This window comes from Streptomyces sp. YS-3, from assembly GCF_045257485.1.
In the GTDB taxonomy this organism is placed as follows: domain Bacteria; phylum Actinomycetota; class Actinomycetes; order Streptomycetales; family Streptomycetaceae; genus Streptomyces.
Window position 1 is genome coordinate 1 of the sequence record NZ_JBJHPC010000107.1, and the last position, 15,935, is coordinate 15,935.

Sequence of the window (15,935 nt, forward strand, 5' to 3'; positions counted from 1 at the left end):
GGTGGGTGCAGGTGGCGAAGACCGCCGACATCCCGCAGGGCGGCGGCAAGGTCTTCCCCGACCAGGGCGTGGTGGTGACCCAGCCGACGGCGGGCACCTTCAAGGCGTTCTCCGCCACCTGCACCCACCAGGGCTGCATGGTGAAGGACGTCGTCGGCGGCACCATCAACTGCCCCTGCCACGGCAGCAAGTACGCCCCGGCGACCGGCAGCGTGACCGCGGGTCCGGCGCCGCGCCCCCTCCCCACGAAGACGATCAAGGTGGAGGGGGACTCGATCAAGCTGGCGTGAGTCCGCCCGCGTCGCGGCCCCGGTGGCGCTCAGGGCCGCCGGGGCCGCCGCGGCGCCTTGAGGCAGCCCAGGATGTCGTCGGTGGTGGCGACCGTGGCGACGAGGGCCAGGGTGTTGCGGATCATCGCGGGGGTGTACTCGGCGGGCACCCCCGCGATGGCGTCCACCGGCACCACGGCGGTGTAGCCGAGGTTGACGGCGTCGAAGACGGCGTTCGGGATCGCCACGTTCGCCGAGACACCGCTGACGATCAGGGTGCGGCAGCCGAGGTTGCGCAGCAGCGGGTCGACGTCCGTCCCCGCGACCGGCGAGAGGCCGTGCAGCCTGCGGACCACGAGGTCCTCGTCCGCCACCTCGATGCCGTCGACGATCCGTACCGCCGTCGAGCCGGAGTACTGCTGCACGGGCAGGCGTTCGGCGGCCCGGAAGAGACGGGCGTTGCGGGAGGCGCCGCGCCCGTCGGGCCTGCGTTCGGCCACCGCGTGCACGACCTGCACGCCCGTCTCGTGCGCGGCGGCGACGAGCCGGGCGATGTTGTGGAGGGCGCCGGAGGAGCGGGCCTGTGCGGCGAGTTCGGGCAGCGCGCTGTCGGGGCCGACGACGCCCTGCTGGCACTCCACGGTCATCAGCACGGTGGTGGCGGGGTCCAGCTGCCGGGCCAGCCGTTCCTTCCGCCCGTCCGGTCGTTCGTCCGGTCCTTCGTCCGCTCGTTCGTCCGTCGCCATGGCGCCGGAGGCTAACGGCCATTGCGCGAGGGGGGAAGGGCGCGCCATGATTTCTGACACTCAGTCAGCTCGGAGGGCTGGGCCGACTCGCGGGAGGAGCCGCCCGATGACCGCCACACAGCGCCGGGGCCGCCGGATCATGATGACGGACGCGGAACGCGACGCGTTCCTCGCCGAGCAGCGCACCTGCCGGGTCGCCACGGTGGCGTCCGACGGCCGCCCGCACGTCGGCGCGCTCTGGTACGTATGGGACGGGAGCGCACTGTGGCTGTACTCGATCACCCGCAGCCTGCGCTGGGCGCATCTGCTCAAGGACCCCAGGATCGCGGTGGTGGTGGACGCCGGTGAGGCGTACGGGGAGCTGCGCGGCGTCGAGCTGAGGGGCAGGGCGGTACCGGTCGGCGAGGCGCCCCGTACGGGTCAGCCGTGCCCGGAACTGGACGGGCCGGAGCGGGAGTTCGCGCGCAAGAACTTCGGCCTGGAGGAGATGGTCCACGACGGCCGGCACGCCTGGCTCCGGCTCGCACCGGAGGCGATCGTGTCGTGGGACTTCCGCAAGCTGGGACTGCCGGGGCCGTCGGATACGTAAGGCCCCCTCGGGCGCCGCGCCTCGGGACGCCACGCCTCGGGCTCCGCGCGTCGGCCCACCGCGCCCCGGGGTTCCGCCCCTCGGGCCGGCGCACCCCGGGTTCCGCACCCCGGGCACAGCGCCCCGCAGACCCTCGCCCCGTCACATCACTTCACATCACTTCACGTCACATCTCGCCCCGCCGCCGCCAGCGCCTCCACGGCCGCACGGATGGAGGGCCGCCGGTCGGCGTCCGCGCGCCACACCGCGTACACATGCCGGCGCATCGCGTCCCGCACCGGCACCAGCCGCACCCCCTCGGGCACCGGCCCCCGCCCCAGCCGGGGCGCGACGCTCACCCCGAGTCCGGCCTCCACCAGGGCGAGCTGGGTGGCGTGTTCGCGTGCCACGTGCCCGATGCACGGCTCGACCCCCTTGCCCCGCAGGGTGAACATCAGCCACTCGTGGCAGAACTCGCCCTCCGGCCAGGTGATCCACTCGTCCGGGGCGAACTCCTCCAGGTCCACGCTCTCGCGCCCCGCGAGCCGGTGCCCCACCGGCATCGCCACATCCGCCAGGTCGTCGAGGACCGACCGCTTGGCCAGCCCATCGGGCAGCGGCAGCGGCTTGTTGTACCAGTCGAGGACGACCGCGAGGTCGAGGTCGCCGAGCAGCACGCCCCGTACCGAGTCCTCCGCCTCCAACTCGTCCGAGCGGACGCGGAGTTGGGGGTGCTGGGCGCGCAGCGCGGTGAGCGCCGCCGGGAACAGGCCGCGCGCGGCGGTGGCGAAGCCCGCGATCCGCAGCTCGCCCACGACCCGGCCGCGCTGGGCCTCCAGATCGGCCTGGGCGACCTGGACCTGGGAGAGGATCCGCGCGGCGTGCTCGGCGAGGAGCCGGCCCGCGTCGGTGAGGCGTACGCCCCGTCCGTTCTTGGCGAGCAGGGGCTGCCCCGCCTCCCGCTCCAGCTTGGCGAGCTGCTGGGAGACGGCCGAGGTCGTCACATGCAGATTGTCGGCGGCGCCGCCCACCGAGCCATGGCGGGCCAGCGCGTCGAGGGTCCTCAGGCGCTCCAGGTTCAACATATAAGGAATGCTAACTGATCCAGTCCACCTTTTCTCGCTTGTGCTACGAGGTTGAGCAGGCCACGCTTACCGCCATGACCACCGTCACCTTCGGGCGGCTCCTCTTCGGTACGGCGGTGCTCGCGGTCGCGATGGCGGTCAAGCGGGAGCGGCTGCCCCGGGGCGTGCGCACCTGGCTGCATCTGACGGTGGCCGCGCTGCTCCTGAACGCGCTGCCGTTCTCGCTCTTCGCCTACGCGGAGCGCACGATCCCGTCGACCCTGGCCGGGATCTGCAACGCGACCTCCCCGCTGTGGGGCATGGCACTCTCGATGGTGGCGCTCTCCGAGGACCGGCCGACCCGGCGCCGGGTGGTGGGCCTCGGTCTCGGTTTCCTCGGGGTGCTCACGGTCCTGGGTGCCTGGCAGGGCTTCGACGGCCTGGACCTGCGCGGCACCGCGATGGCCCTGCTCGCCTCGCTCTGCTACCCGGTGGGCTGGATCTACGTCCGCCGTACGCTGTCCGGCAACGGCCACTCGAACCTGTCGCTGATCGGCTCCCAGCTCGGCGTCGCGACCCTGCAACTGGCCCTGGTCACCCCGCTGGTCGCGGGTCTGCCGACCGCCTTCCACCCGGTCCCGCTGCTCGCCGTCGCCGCGCTCGGCGCCCTCGGCACCGGCTTCGCGGTGCTCGTCCAGTACGGCCTGGTCAACGAGGTGGGCCCGACCACCGCCCAGATGGTCACGTACTTCATCCCGGTCATCGCCACCGCCGCCGGGGTCCTGGTGCTCGGCGAGGGCCTGAGCTGGAACACGCCGGTGGGCGCGGTGATCGTGCTGGCGGGGGCGGCGCTGACGCAGACCCGCGCGCCCAGGGCGACGCGGTAGGGCCGGCCTCCCGCCGAGGGCGAGGCCGGGCCCCTCGGCCGCCCGCCGGAACCACCGGCTCGGCCGGGGCGCGTTGCGAAAGTCCCGCCTGCCCCGCGACGCCCGGCACGCCCTAGTCGTACCGCCGCCCCGGCGACGACCCCGTCGCCGCCACCACCGCGTCGGCCGCGGCCCCGATGTCGGCCGGGGCGAGCCGCGAGACGGTGAGCCGGATACCGGGCGCGGCCGACAGCCGGAAGCGGGCGCCGGGCGCGACCGCCCACCCCGCGTGCAGCAGCCGCGCCACCGCGGCCGTCTCGTCCGGCACCGGCACCCACACGCTGAACCCGCTGCGGCCGTGCGCCGCGACGCCCCGCGAGCGCAGCGCCCGCACCAGGGTGTCGCGCCGCTCGCCGTAGGAGCGGGCCACGGCGGCGGAGTCGAGGACGTCCGAGGTCCACAGGTGGACGACGGTCCGCTGGAGCAGCCGGCTGACCCAGCCGGGCCCCAGCCGCTGGCGGCCCCGGACCCGGTCCAGCGTCACCGCGTCCCCGGTGAGCACGGCGAGCCGCAGATCCGGCCCGTACGCCTTGGCCACCGACCGTACGAACGCCCAGTGTTCGACCACCGGGGACAGCGGGGCGAGCGGTACGTCGACCATGCCGTGCCCGTGGTCGTCCTCGATGAGCAGCACCGAGGGATGGGCGGACAGCACCTTCCGTAGCGCACGCGCGCGTTCCGCGCCGACGGCCGCCCCGGTCGGGTTCTGGGCGCGGCAGGTGACGACCAGCGCCCGCGCGCCGGCCGCCAGCGCGCTCTCGACGGCCTCGGGCAGCGGCCCCTGGTCGTCGAGCGCCACCGGTACGGGCCGCAGCCCGAGCGCGGGGACGAGGTCGAGCAGGGCTCCCCAGCCCGGGTCCTCGATGGCGACGGCGTCGCCGGGCCGCAGATGCGCGGCGAGCACCCGCTCGATCGCGTCGAGGGAGCCGGAGAGGACGCCGACCGGTCCCGGCGGTACCCCGTCGGCGTCCAGGGCCGCCCGGGCGAGCCGCGCGAGGTCGGGGTCGACCGGGTCCTGCCCGTAGAGGGTGGGCCGCTCGGCGTGGTCGCGGGCGGCAGCCGCGAGCGCGTCACCGAGCGGTGGCAGCAGGGCGGGGTCGGGGTTGCCGTCGGAGATGTCGCGCACCCCCGCGGGCACGTCGATGCGCTGGGCGTCGCGGGCGGTGCTGGCGGGGCGTGGACGCACCCGGCTGCCCCGGCGCCCCCCGGTCTCGATGACGCCCCGGTCGCGCAGCAGCCGGTAGGCCGCCGCGACCGTATTGGGATTCACGCCCAGCTCGCCCGCCAACTCCCGCAGCGGCGGCAGCGGTTGCCCCGGCGCCAGCTCTCCGGCGCCCACCGCGCGCTCGACGTCGGCGGCGATCTCCGACGCACGCCGCCCCGCGATCCGATACTCTCCTAGCACAAACAGAACTATGCACTAGTGCAATGGAGAACGCAAATGCCCGACTCCCCTTCCTACGAGCCCACCGAGCGCACCGTGCCGACCCGCTCGCGCGAGCGGGCGTCGTACGACCGCGAGCTGGTGCACGGGATACTCGACGAGGGGTACGTCTGCCACCTCGGCTTCGTCCGCGACGGTGCCCCGGTCGTCCTGCCGACGCTCTACGGCAGGATCGGCGAGCGGCTGTACGTGCACGGCTCGACGGGTTCGCGCCCGCTGCGGATGACCGGCCGGGCCGAGCCGGGGCTCCCGGTCTGTCTGACCGTCACGCACGTCGACGGCCTGGTGCTGGCCCGCTCGGCCTTCCACCACTCCCTCAACTACCGCTCGGTCGTGGTGCACGGCCTCGCGTACCAGGTCACCGACCCCGAGGAGCGGCGGGCGGCCCTGGACGCGCTGGTCGACCAGGTGGTGCCCGGCCGCTCCTACGACTCGCGGCAGGCCAACGCCAAGGAGCTCGCCGCGACCGCGGTGATCCGCCTGGACCTCGACGAGGTGTCGGCGAAAGTGCGCACCGGCGGCCCGGTCGACGAGCCCGAGGACAGCGGCCTGCCGCACTGGACCGGGGTGATCCCGCTGGTCCGCACCCACGGAACGCCGGTGCCGGCCAACGACCTCGACCCGTCCGTGGCGCTGCCCGACTACCTCGCCGCGCTCTGACACGGTCCGGGGGCTTCCGCGGGCATCCGGGGAAGCCCCCGGCCCTCAGACCGCGACCGGTTCCCGGCGGGCCCGCGCGGCGAGCCGCGCCTCGGCCCCGGCCAGCCCCACCACCGCGACCAGCAGCAGCGAGGTGCCCAGGACCGTGGCGGCGGTGAGATGTTCGCCGAGTACCACGACCGCGAGCAGCGCCGCGCTGACCGGCTCCAGGAGCATGATCACGGAGACGGTGGCGGAGCGGACGACGGCCGCGCCCGCGAAGTAGAGCGCGTATGCCAGCGCCGTGGGCACCGACGCCACGTACACCAGCAGCACGGCCACCCGCACCGGCTCGACGGTGTGCGCCACCAGTCCCTCCGCCCCCGCGAACGGCAGCAGCAGGACCGAGGCGACGGCGAACGCCCAGGCGGTGGTGGCGGAGGGGTCGGCGCTCTCGCCGTCCCGGCCGAGCCGGCGCGTGAGCAGCGTGATCCCCGCGTATCCGGCCGCCGACAGCAGCGCGAGCAGCACGCCCGCCGGGCGCACGGCGCCGCCGCCGTTGCCGAGGACCAGGACCGCGAGCCCGGCGAGGGCTCCACCGATAGCGGTCAGCCCGGCGCCGCCGATCCGCTCGCCGAGGGCGAGACGGGCGCCGACCGCGATGAGCACGGGCCCGGCGCCGAGGGTGACCACGGTCGCCACGGCCAGGCCGGTCGAGGCGACGGCGGCGAAGTAGGCGCTCTGGAAGACGGCGAGTCCCACCCCGTTGCCCAGGATGCGCGCCAGCCGCCGGGCCACCGGTTCGGCGGGCCGCCGCACGGGACGCCGCCGCAGGGCACGGGCGGCGAGCAGCAGGGCGAGTCCGCCGACGCAGCGCCAGAAGGAGAGGGCGAGCGGGCCCAGGTCACTGGCGTCGAAGACCAGCGCCGCGGCGCCGCCCGCGGTGCCCCAGGCGGCACCGGCGAAGACGAGATAGAGCAGGCCGCGCCCGACGGGCAGGGCGGCAGAAGTCGATGCGTTCGACACGTACGTACTCCGGAGAGGAAGACGGGAAAGGTCGCGTGCCTGGAGTACGCGGGCAGCGACGAGCCGCTCGGGGACTGCCCGAGCCCGGTCTTCGTCAGGGGGTGTGGCCGCCCGCGTTACGCGGCGGGAGGCGGCAGGACGGTCGAATGCATGATCGGCACCCTACGGCGCGGTCCGGCCGGCCGACAACTCCTCCTCGGGCGCGGGCGTCCGCGGCACCGGCAGCGGATGCCCGTCGCCGCCCGCCACCGGCCCGGAGGCCTCCTTCGGCGCGGCGGACTGGGCGATGAAGGCGCCGACGAGGACCACCGCGCCGCCCGCGATCTGGGGCGCGGCGAGGTGCTCGCCGAGCAGCACCCAGGCCAGGACGGTCGCGATGACCGCCTCCAGACAGGCGACGACTCCGGCCACCTGCGGCGAGAGCCTGCGCACCGAGATGACCCCGGTGACGTACGCGATCACCGTCGCGATCAGCACGATCCAGCCGAGCAGCAGCGCCGCGGGGACGTCCGTGCCGTTCATGTCGGCGCTGCCGCCGAGCACCGACCAGTCCATTCCCCAGGGGCGGGCGACGAGCGTGAGCAGGAGGGAGCCGATGAGCAGGCCGTAGGCGATGACACCGATCGGGTCGGGGGCGTCGTCGGCGTCGCCGCCCTGGTCGGAGAGGACGAAGTAGCCGACCTGGCAGCAGGCGGCGCCGAGGGCGAGCAGCAGGCCCAGCAGGTCGAAGCTCAGCCCGGACCAGATCTGCACCACACTGGCGAGGCCGCCGACGGCGAGCACCACGCCGACGGCCGCCGCCCGGGTGACGGGCCTGCGCTGGACGAACCGGACCCAGCCGAGGACGAGCGCGGGCGCCAGATACTCGACGAGCAGGGCGACGCCGACGGGGATGCGGGATATCGCCGCGAAGTAGCAGGCCTGGACGCCGGCGACGGCGAGCAGCCCGAATCCGGCGAGCAGCGCGGGCCGGCGCGTCAGCAGCCTCCGGTGGCGCCAGGCCACGGGCAGCATGACGAGCGCGGCGCCCGTCACCCGCAGCCACACCACGTGCAGCGGATCCAGGCCCGCCTCGATCAGCGGCTTGGCCGCGACACCCGATCCACCGAATGAGAACGCCGAGGCCAGGGCCAGTCCCAGGCCGACGTTCCTCCCCTGAGACGCCTGCATCGGCACATCATGACAGGAGAAGTCAGGACCGTCACCCCTGTGACACCTGTCGAGATGGCGGGGCCTCGACGAGCCGCCCGGAGAGCTCCCGGGCGTCGACGCCGGCATGGTCGAGGACCGCCACGGCCCGGCACTCCGGGTCGGCGGCGAGCGCCGCGAGCAGATCCGTGCCCCCTACGCGCCCGTCGCCCCGGGCCTCGGCGCGGGCGAGCGCGCCCTCCATCGCGGTGACCGCGGCGGGCGACCAGCCCGGCTGGTCGAGCAGCGGCAGCGCCCCGGAGTCCTCCACCGACCCCTGCCAGCGCAGCCCGTACCCGATGGAGCGCTGGACGAGGTAGCCGAGCACTCGCGCCACCTGCGGCGCGCCCGTGAACGCGGCGCGCACCTCCGGGTCCGTCTCCATCAGCGAGTGCAGCAGATGGGCGGTGTCGATCTGCCGGTCACCGTCGCGCAGCGCCCTCCTGCGGGCACCCGAGACCACCGAAGCCATCTCGTCGGTGAGCCGGGCTTCGAGGTCGCAGGCGGCGGGGACCGTGGCCGGGACGGCCGGGGCCCGCGGGATCGGGGGGTGCACACTCCTACCCCATCAGGCGCGCCGCCCCGGAACATCCCCGCCGGGAAGCATTCCGCATCCGACGTTGGGTGGGGACGCATGACCGGGTTCTCCTCCTTCCGGATGAGATTTGCGTTTTACGCCTCGGGGGCGCACCCCAGCTGCCCGTACGCCCCGCAGGCAACCGCACCGCCCCCGGGAACGTCCCCTCCCGTACGACACAGCCGCCACGGCAACCGCGGGAGGGGCCCGATGTGCTGGATGGTCGCCCTGCTCGCCGAGGACGGGCTGCAGTACGTGTACCGCGTGTACGCGCCCCAGGACGCGCTGCACGGCGATCTGTTCTGGGCCGCCTTCCACTGCCACGACGAGTCCTCGCGTCCGCGCGCGTCCGATCTCTTCGACTCGGCGCAGATATGGGTACTGCCGCTCAGCGGCTCCATGATCTGACGGTTCATCAGTATTGAATGTTCGCGGGTCCACGGCTACGTTCCGCGACACGTTCTCGACTCGAAGGACGTGACGGACTCGAAGGGGTGGTCGTATGGCCGAGGTCAGCGCCGAGGCGCGCCTGGAGGCTCCGGCGGAGAAGGTCTGGGAGCGGATGACCGACTTCGGCGCGTACGGCGAGTGGAACGCCACCCACACCGGCTTTCCGCACGGCGGCCCCGAGAGGCTGGAGCTCGGCGCGACCTACGCCGAGAACATGAAGCTGATGGGCTTCCCGGCCGAGGTCGTCTGGACCGTGGACGAGTTCGAGGCGGGCCGTCTCCTCGGCGTCAGGGGCCAGGGGCCGATGGGTGTGAGCGTCGGCAACCGCTACACCCTGACCCCGGACGGGGACGCGACGGTGGTACGGATCGAGGGCGAGTTCACCGGCGCGGCCGTCTCGCTGATGGCGGGCAAGCTCAGGGACTCGGCGACGGCCGCGCTGAACGAATCCCTGCGCAGGCTCGGCGCGCTCGTGACCTGACGGCCCCGCGCGTCCGGTCCCGCGCGCGGAAGAGCCCCGCGACCGGTGGTCGCGGGGCTCTCGGCGGCCGGCGGGGTCAGTCCTCGTCGGCCAGGATCAGATACAGCTTCTTACGGGCGTCGTTGATGACCCCGAGCGCCTTCTTGCGCTGCTCGGCGGTGCCGGTCTTCCAGACCTGGCCGAACGCCTCCATCAGGCCGAACCCGGCCTGGCGGATCTCGTTCATGCCCTCCCAGTCGACTCCGCGCCCGGCCTCTTCCCACGGGGCCTCGGACCCCGACTCGGCCTCGGTACGTCCGGCGTCGGTGAGCGTGAACAGCTTCTTGCCGCCCTCGCTCTCATTGGTGATCAGGCCCTCGTCCTCCATCATCTGGAGGGTCGGATAGACCGAACCGGGGCTGGGCTTCCACGCCCCGCCGCTGCGCTCGCCGATCTCCTGGATCATCTCGTAACCGTGCATCGGCCGGTCCTTCAGCAGGGCCAGGATCGACGCGCGGACATCCCCGCGCCGCGCCCTGCCCCGCGGACCGCCCCGGCCTCCTCGGCCGGGCCCGAAGGGGCCGCCGCCGAAGCCGGGACCAAAGGGCCCGAAGGCGGCACGCCGCCCCTCGAAGTCGCCCCGGCCGTGATGTCCGGGTCCGTGCTGTCCGTGTCCATGTCCTTGTGAACGCATCGCTACGCTCCTTCCATCGGTGATCCGTCGCGATGGCTCAACGATATATCGGAACTGTTCGGTTAACAACCCCCCGATAGGGCGGCCCCCGGAGGTCGGCAGAAGGCGGGCGCTCGAAGGCCACCGAAGAAGCGAGCGAAAAGGCCAACCATCCCGGATTGGCCTTGGCCGGTGGCCTGCTCCGGCCCGTACCGTCCTGCCCATGCAGATCCGAATCGTCGACGCCTTCACCGACCGCCCGTTCGCCGGAAACCCGGCCGGGGTCCTGCTCCTCGACGCGTTTCCGGACGACGCGTGGCTGCGGGACGTCGCCCGGGAGGTCAACCTCTCGGAGACCGCCTTCGCCCATCCGCTGCCGCCGGGCGGCGAGGCCGACTGGGCGCTGCGGTGGTTCACCCCGGCCACCGAGGTCGCCATGTGCGGGCATGCCACTCTGGCCACCGCCCATGTGCTGCGTACGACCGGCGCCGCGACGGGGAGGGTCAGCTTCGCGGCCCGGTGCGGCATCCTCCACGCGACCGCGCACGAGGACGGATCGATCACGCTCGACTTCCCCACCTCACCGCTGACCCCGGTGGCGGTCCCGGACGGTGTGGCCGAGGCGCTGGGGGCGCGTCCCGTGTCCGTCCACGACACCTCGGAGTTCATCGGCGACCTGGTCGTCGAGCTGGCGGACGAACGGACCGTGCGGGGCCTGACGCCCGAGTTCAAGGCCCTGGCCGCCTACTCCGAGCGCGGCGTCATCGTCACGGCCGAGGCCGAGGACCCCTCCCGGGGCTACGACTTCGTCTCGCGGGGCTTCTTCCCCGGCGTCGGCATCGACGAGGACCCGGTGACGGGCAGCGCGCACACCGCGCTCGCGCCCTTCTGGTCGGCACGTCTGGGCCGCACTGAGCTGACCGGACTCCAGGCCTCCGCCCGGACCGGTCTGGTGCGCACCTCACTGCGGGGCGAGCGCACCCTGCTGACCGGTACGGCCGTCACCGTCATCGAGGGCGAACTGCTCACGGCTCCGTAACGGATCACGCCTCCGTAGCGGACCGCCGACATGGGTAAGGGGCGTACGCCATGGCTGTACGCCCCTTACGTGTCACCGCCCCGCACGCCGTCCCACGCGCGCGTGCCCGGCGCCGCCCGCCGACCGGTACCCCCCGCCAGCCGCCACCCACCGTCGGCGCGGCCCTCGTCCGTCACACCGTGGGCAGCCAGCTCACATTCCCCGCGAGCAGCGCGTACCCCACGAACGCCCCGATGTCGAGCAGGGAATGGGCCACGACCAGCGGCCCGACCCGCTGCCAGCGCCGGTAGAGCAGGACGAAGACGACGCCCATCGCCATATTGCCGAGGAAGCCGCCGATGCCCTGGTAGAGGTGGTAGGAGCCGCGCAGGACCGCACTCGCCGCCAGCGCCGCGAGCGGGGTCCACCCCAACTGGCCGAGTCTGCGCAGCAGATACCCGACGACGACGACTTCCTCCAGTACGGCGTTCTGTACCGCCGACAGGACGAGCACCGGGTACTTCCACCACACGTCCGGCAGCGACTCGGGCACGACCGTGAGATTGCCGCCGGCCGCCCGGGCCAGCAGATAGAACCCGAGCCCCGCGCTGCCGATCCCGGCCGCGATCAACGCGCCCCTGCCGAGGTCCGGGCCGGGCCGCCGGCGGTCGAAGCCGAGGACGCGCAGACCCCCCGCCCCCTCGCGCAGCAGCAGATGCGCGACGAGCGCCACGGGCACCAGCGCGCTCGCGATACCGAAGAGCTGCCAGGCGAGATCCAGCCAGGGACGCCCGGGGGCGTGCGAGGTGTTGAGCCTGGCCGCCTGGTCCTTGAGGCCACCCGGCTTGGTCACCGATCCGACAAAGCTGATCAGCGCCGACACCCCGCTCGCGCCGAGCGAGAGCGCCAGCACGAGCACCGTCTCGGACCGGAAGATCCGCGGTGACACCCCCTGTTCGGGAAGAGAATCAGCCACACGCCCCGCCTCCACCTGCACACCTGCCTCCAGTTGAACGAACCCGTCCCATGCCCACCACTGCCCCGCTAGGGTCTCGAATGAAAGTACGAAGATCGCGCGCGACAGGCCGGGGGGCGAGCGCCATTTCGATGGTGCGGTTCCCTCTTTTTCCTTGTACGGGATTCAAGGAGGGCACCACCGCCATGGGACGTCACAGCTTGCCCGACGCGCACGCGGCCGAGGGAACCCGGGGCCGTCCGCCCGCCGCCCGCCGCCGTACCGTCGCCGTCGCCACCCTGCTCGTCCTCGTCGTGGCGGGCGGCGCGGCCGTCGCGGCGAGCAGCGGACTACTCTCCTCCGGCGACTCCTGCCGGGACTCCGCGGTGCGGCTCGAACTCGTCGCCTCCCCCGACATCGCCCCGGCCGTCCGGTCCGTCGCCGAGCGGGCGCGCGCCGACAAGGTCACCTCCGACGGCTCCTGCATCGACGTCCGCGTCACCGCCCGCGAGTCGTACAAGGTGGCCGCCGCGCTCGGCGCGGCCCGCGAACCCGACTTCGCGGTGTGGATACCCGACTCGGGGCTCTGGGTGGACCGCGCCAAGGAGGGCGGCGAGAGCGTCCCGGTCGCCACGGCCGGCCATGTGGCCGCCTCACCGGTCGTCCTCGGCCTGGTGGCGCCCGCCGCCAAGTCCCTGGGCTGGCCGTCCCGGACGTACACCTGGGCGGAACTCGCCGCCGCCACCACGGGCTCGGACACCCTGCGCCTGGGCGCGGCCGACCCGGCCCGCTCGGCCGCCGGTCTCCTCGCGCTGAGCAGCGTCGGCCGCTCCGCGGCGCGCCGGGGCGCGGACGGCGACACCGGGGCGGCGGCCGTGGCCAAGGCGCTCTCGCAGCGCACCTCCGACAGCGACGCCCAGGTCGTCACCACGCTCGCCCGCGGCGGCGGGAGCGGCGACCCGCGCCACAACCAGGCCGTCGTCCTCTCCGAGCAGACGGCGTACGCGTACAACACCGGCCGCGGCGCCGGGCAGGGGCTCGACCTGTTCTACCCGAAGGACGGTTCGCCGCTGCTCGACTACCCGTACACCATCGTCCGCGAGAACCGGCTGAGCACCGACCGCAGCCGCGCCGCGATGCGGTTCCTGACGCTGCTGGGCTCGCCGGAATCCCGGCGGGCCCTGACCGGGAGCGGCTTCCGGGCCCCCGGCGAGGCGCCGGACGAGGCTTCCGTACGGAAGGCGGGCGCCGCCGCCCCGCAGCCGTACGCCACCTCCACCGCCGACGCCCCGTCCGCCAAGGAGCTCCAGGAAGCCCTGGGAACATGGACGATCATCGTCCAGAGCGCCCGTCTGACCACCGTGGTGGACGTCTCGGGGTCGATGGCCGCGCCGGTGCCGGGCGCGGGCGGCCGGTCCCGGATGGACGTCACCAAGGCCTCGCTGCTGCGGGCGCTGGCGCAGTTCACGCCGGAGGACGAGATCGGTCTGTGGGACTTCGCCACCCGCCTGGACGGCTCGCGCGACTACCGCGAGCTGGTGCCGACCGCCCGTCTCGGCGACCCGGTCAAGGGCGGGCGCACCCAGCGCGAGCGGCTGGCCGCCGCCTTCGACGCGCTCCGGCCGGTGCCGGACGGGGCGACCGGCCTCTACGACACGATGCTCGCCGCGTACACGCGGGCCACCGCGGGCTACCGGCCGGGGAAGTTCAACGCGGTGGTGATCCTCACGGACGGCGCCAACGAGGACCCGGGCAGCATCTCGCGCGGCGAACTCCTGTCCCGTCTCCAGAAGCTCTCCGACCCGGCGAGACCGGTGCCGGTGATCGCCATCGCGGTGGGCCCGGACGCGGACGGGGAGTCGGTCGGGCAGATGGCCCGGGCCACCGGCGGGGCGGGCTACCAGGTCACCGACCCGGCCGAGATCCAGGCGGTGATCCTCAAAGCCATCATGACGGTGGGCCGGGGCGGCACCGCGGGCTGACACGCCCGGTCCGCGCCGCGCACGGCCCTGCACTCACCCCTGCGCGCGGATCCCCACCGGCCAGGTGTGGACCGGCTCGCCCTGGTGCATCAGGTCGCGGTAGCGGCGGGTGGTGGCCGCCAGCGCGGCCTCCCGGGTCAGCCCCGCGTCGAGAGCCCGGTGGTAGGTGTCGACCTGCCAGGAGGCGCCGTTGACGCGGCGTCGGCAGCGCTCCTCGATGACGCCGAGGTAGCGGTCCCGGTCGGCCGGCTCCACCCCCCACGCGTCGAGCCCGGCGTGGGCCAGCGGCAGGAGTTCGTCCCGGACCAGTTTGACGGCCGGTACGCGCGCGACGCCGCCCGCCCGGCGCGGCGCCGGCCACAGCAGCTCGGCGTCGATGCCCTGGCGGCAGGCCGTCTCGAAGTTGGCGGCGGCGGCCTCGAACGGCAGCCGGGTCCACACCGGCCTGCTGTCCTCGGCGAGGGAGCGCACCAGACCGTAGTAGAAGGCCGCGTTGGCGATGACGTCCGTGATGGTGGGCCCGGCCGGCAGCACCCGGTTCTCCACCCGCAGATGCGGCACACCGTCCGCGATCCCGTACACCGGGCGGTTCCAGCGGTAGATCGTCCCGTTGTGCAGCACGAGCTCCTGGAGGGAGGGCACCCCGCCCTCCGACAGCACCCGCAGCGGGTCCTCCTCGTCGCAGATGGGCAGCAGCGGCGGGAAGTAGCGCAGATTCTCCTCGAACAGCTCGTACGCGGAGGTCACCCAGCGCTCACCGAACCAGGTGCGCGGGCGCACGCCCTGGGCGCGCAGCTCGGCGGGCCGGGTGTCGGTGGCCTGCTCGAACAGCGGCGGGCGCGACTCGCGCCACAGCTCGCGGCCGAACAGGAAGGGCGCGTTGGCCCCCACCGCGATCTGTACGGCGGCGACGGCCTGGGCGGCGTTCCACACCGCCGCGAAGCGGGCAGGGGTGACCTGGAGGTGCAGCTGCACGGAGGTGCAGGCGGCTTCCGGGGTGATGGATCCGGAGGTGCAGACGAGGCGTTCGACGCCTTCGATGTCGAGGGTGAAGTCCTCCCCGCGGGCGGCCACGATCTGATCGTTGAGCAGCACATAGCGGTCGGCGTCGGAAAGATTCGCGGAAACGAGGTCCTGCTGGCCGATCGTCGGGAGAATTCCGATCATCAGGATGCCGGCACCGACCTCGCCCGCTTTGCGCTCGGCGTACCCGAGACCGGTCCGCAGCTCCTCGGAGAGCTGATCGAAGACCCGGCCGCCGAGCCGGTGCGGGGCGATATTCACTTCGAGGTTGAACATCCCGAGTTCGGTCTGGAAATCCTTGCTCGCAATGCGCTCCAGAACCTCCCCGTTCATCATGCGCGGCATACCGTCCGGCCCCACGAGATTCAGCTCGATCTCCACACCCATCAGATTCTTCGGGCGATCGAACCTCCGTTCGGTCAGGAGCCGCCCCAGCCCCTCCAGGCACTGCTGGAGCTTCTGCCGGTACGCGTGCCGATCGGACAGGTCGAACTCGCCCGCCACGACCTTCTCACCCATCGAAGGGTCCCTCCTCAAATGGGCAGCCGGTCCGTCCGGCCGCGTGCGTCACGGTCGATAATGCCCCGGCTGGCTGATCTATAACGCCCCCTGGGCGGGGCCGGGGTAGTAAGCTGGTACGAACCGGCCCCAGGCACATGCATTCGGCATACACCAACATGCGGATAGCGGTCCTGTGGAAATCGTGAAAAACACCGACGGGTTTCGGCCGACCGCCCTGGGCGGACCTTTCCTGGCCAGTCGTGTACCCCGTTCGCCGAACCGGGATGAATGCCGCATCATCAGGACCTGAATCCGACTTGCCCGTAATACCGCCGACCGCTAGCTGAAACACCCCCTGAACACGTGTCGTATAAACTTTGCGAACGAGGCAGAGAGTTGGCGCCCCGGCCCCTGTCACCCGGCCCC

Annotated in this window: 17 protein-coding genes; 8 read left to right on the forward strand and 9 right to left on the reverse strand. The window is 73.3% G+C overall.

Annotated elements, in window-relative coordinates; genetic code table 11:
• On the forward strand, positions 1 to 290 hold a 290-nt coding region (locus ACJA3G_RS12355; RefSeq protein WP_406552980.1), incomplete at its 5' end, for a Rieske (2Fe-2S) protein.
• Between the two features lie 29 nt (positions 291 to 319).
• On the opposite strand, the gene ACJA3G_RS12360 is transcribed toward ACJA3G_RS12355, so the two are convergent.
• Positions 320 to 1,015: a cysteine hydrolase gene (locus ACJA3G_RS12360; RefSeq protein ID WP_406552981.1), complete on the reverse strand. Its 696-nt coding sequence runs from the start codon at positions 1,013 to 1,015 to the stop codon at positions 320 to 322.
• Between the two features lie 106 nt (positions 1,016 to 1,121).
• On the opposite strand from ACJA3G_RS12360, the gene ACJA3G_RS12365 reads away from it, so the two are divergent.
• Positions 1,122 to 1,604, forward strand: coding sequence for a pyridoxamine 5'-phosphate oxidase family protein (locus ACJA3G_RS12365; RefSeq protein ID WP_406552982.1), 483 nt, complete (start codon positions 1,122 to 1,124; stop codon positions 1,602 to 1,604).
• 161 nt (positions 1,605 to 1,765) lie between these two features.
• Here the strand turns inward: ACJA3G_RS12365 and ACJA3G_RS12370 are convergent, their stop codons facing one another.
• Positions 1,766 to 2,668, reverse strand: coding sequence for a LysR family transcriptional regulator (locus tag ACJA3G_RS12370; RefSeq protein WP_406552983.1), 903 nt, complete (start codon positions 2,666 to 2,668; stop codon positions 1,766 to 1,768).
• Positions 2,669 to 2,742: 74 nt separating this feature from the next.
• On the opposite strand from ACJA3G_RS12370, the gene ACJA3G_RS12375 reads away from it, so the two are divergent.
• A complete protein-coding gene (locus ACJA3G_RS12375) occupies positions 2,743 to 3,534 on the forward strand; it encodes a DMT family transporter (RefSeq protein ID WP_406552984.1) in 792 nt (263 codons plus the stop codon).
• 112 nt (positions 3,535 to 3,646) lie between these two features.
• Here ACJA3G_RS12375 and ACJA3G_RS12380 read toward each other — a convergent pair whose 3' ends face one another.
• Positions 3,647 to 4,978, reverse strand: coding sequence for an aminotransferase class I/II-fold pyridoxal phosphate-dependent enzyme (locus tag ACJA3G_RS12380; RefSeq protein ID WP_406552985.1), 1,332 nt, complete (start codon positions 4,976 to 4,978; stop codon positions 3,647 to 3,649).
• Positions 4,979 to 5,014: 36 nt separating this feature from the next.
• Between ACJA3G_RS12380 and ACJA3G_RS12385 the strand changes: the two genes are divergently transcribed.
• The gene (locus ACJA3G_RS12385) at positions 5,015 to 5,677 is read left to right on the forward strand and encodes a pyridoxamine 5'-phosphate oxidase family protein (RefSeq protein WP_406552986.1); all 663 of its coding nucleotides are present in this window, start codon (positions 5,015 to 5,017) and stop codon (positions 5,675 to 5,677) included.
• Between the two features lie 45 nt (positions 5,678 to 5,722).
• Here the strand turns inward: ACJA3G_RS12385 and ACJA3G_RS12390 are convergent, their stop codons facing one another.
• The 3 genes from ACJA3G_RS12390 to ACJA3G_RS12400 all read right to left on the reverse strand — a co-directional run bounded on the left by ACJA3G_RS12390 (position 5,723) and on the right by ACJA3G_RS12400 (position 8,426).
• Positions 5,723 to 6,682 carry a DMT family transporter gene (locus ACJA3G_RS12390; RefSeq protein ID WP_406552987.1) on the reverse strand — a complete coding sequence of 320 codons (960 nt, stop codon included), beginning with the start codon at positions 6,680 to 6,682 and terminating at the stop codon, positions 5,723 to 5,725.
• Between the two features lie 162 nt (positions 6,683 to 6,844).
• Positions 6,845 to 7,852, reverse strand: a complete 1,008-nt coding sequence (locus tag ACJA3G_RS12395; protein WP_406552988.1) for an EamA family transporter — start codon at positions 7,850 to 7,852, stop codon at positions 6,845 to 6,847.
• 31 nt (positions 7,853 to 7,883) lie between these two features.
• A complete protein-coding gene (locus tag ACJA3G_RS12400) occupies positions 7,884 to 8,426 on the reverse strand; it encodes a Clp protease N-terminal domain-containing protein (protein WP_406552989.1) in 543 nt (180 codons plus the stop codon).
• 231 nt (positions 8,427 to 8,657) lie between these two features.
• Here ACJA3G_RS12400 and ACJA3G_RS12405 point away from each other — a divergent pair, with 231 nt between their 5' ends.
• Both ACJA3G_RS12405 and ACJA3G_RS12410 read left to right on the forward strand, forming a co-directional pair.
• Positions 8,658 to 8,855 carry a hypothetical protein gene (locus tag ACJA3G_RS12405; protein WP_406552990.1) on the forward strand — a complete coding sequence of 66 codons (198 nt, stop codon included), beginning with the start codon at positions 8,658 to 8,660 and terminating at the stop codon, positions 8,853 to 8,855.
• Between the two features lie 94 nt (positions 8,856 to 8,949).
• Positions 8,950 to 9,378, forward strand: a complete 429-nt coding sequence (locus ACJA3G_RS12410; protein WP_406552991.1) for an SRPBCC family protein — start codon at positions 8,950 to 8,952, stop codon at positions 9,376 to 9,378.
• Between the two features lie 76 nt (positions 9,379 to 9,454).
• Here the strand turns inward: ACJA3G_RS12410 and ACJA3G_RS12415 are convergent, their stop codons facing one another.
• A complete protein-coding gene (locus tag ACJA3G_RS12415; protein ID WP_406552992.1) occupies positions 9,455 to 10,051 on the reverse strand; it encodes a PadR family transcriptional regulator in 597 nt (198 codons plus the stop codon).
• A 202-nt stretch (positions 10,052 to 10,253) separates the two neighbouring features.
• On the opposite strand from ACJA3G_RS12415, the gene ACJA3G_RS12420 reads away from it, so the two are divergent.
• Complete coding sequence (locus ACJA3G_RS12420) at positions 10,254 to 11,069, forward strand: PhzF family phenazine biosynthesis protein (RefSeq protein ID WP_406552993.1); 816 nt, start codon at positions 10,254 to 10,256, stop codon at positions 11,067 to 11,069.
• Between the two features lie 172 nt (positions 11,070 to 11,241).
• Here ACJA3G_RS12420 and ACJA3G_RS12425 read toward each other — a convergent pair whose 3' ends face one another.
• On the reverse strand, positions 11,242 to 12,045 hold the full coding sequence (locus ACJA3G_RS12425) for a CPBP family intramembrane glutamic endopeptidase (protein ID WP_406552994.1): 804 nt from the start codon (positions 12,043 to 12,045) through the stop codon (positions 11,242 to 11,244).
• Positions 12,046 to 12,209: 164 nt separating this feature from the next.
• Here ACJA3G_RS12425 and ACJA3G_RS12430 point away from each other — a divergent pair, with 164 nt between their 5' ends.
• Positions 12,210 to 13,985 (forward strand): substrate-binding and VWA domain-containing protein, encoded by a 1,776-nt coding sequence (locus ACJA3G_RS12430; RefSeq protein ID WP_406552995.1) that lies wholly within the window; start codon positions 12,210 to 12,212, stop codon positions 13,983 to 13,985.
• 33 nt (positions 13,986 to 14,018) lie between these two features.
• Here ACJA3G_RS12430 and ACJA3G_RS12435 read toward each other — a convergent pair whose 3' ends face one another.
• Complete coding sequence (locus tag ACJA3G_RS12435; RefSeq protein ID WP_406552996.1) at positions 14,019 to 15,527, reverse strand: glutamate--cysteine ligase; 1,509 nt, start codon at positions 15,525 to 15,527, stop codon at positions 14,019 to 14,021.
• Positions 15,528 to 15,935 lie beyond the last annotated feature (408 nt).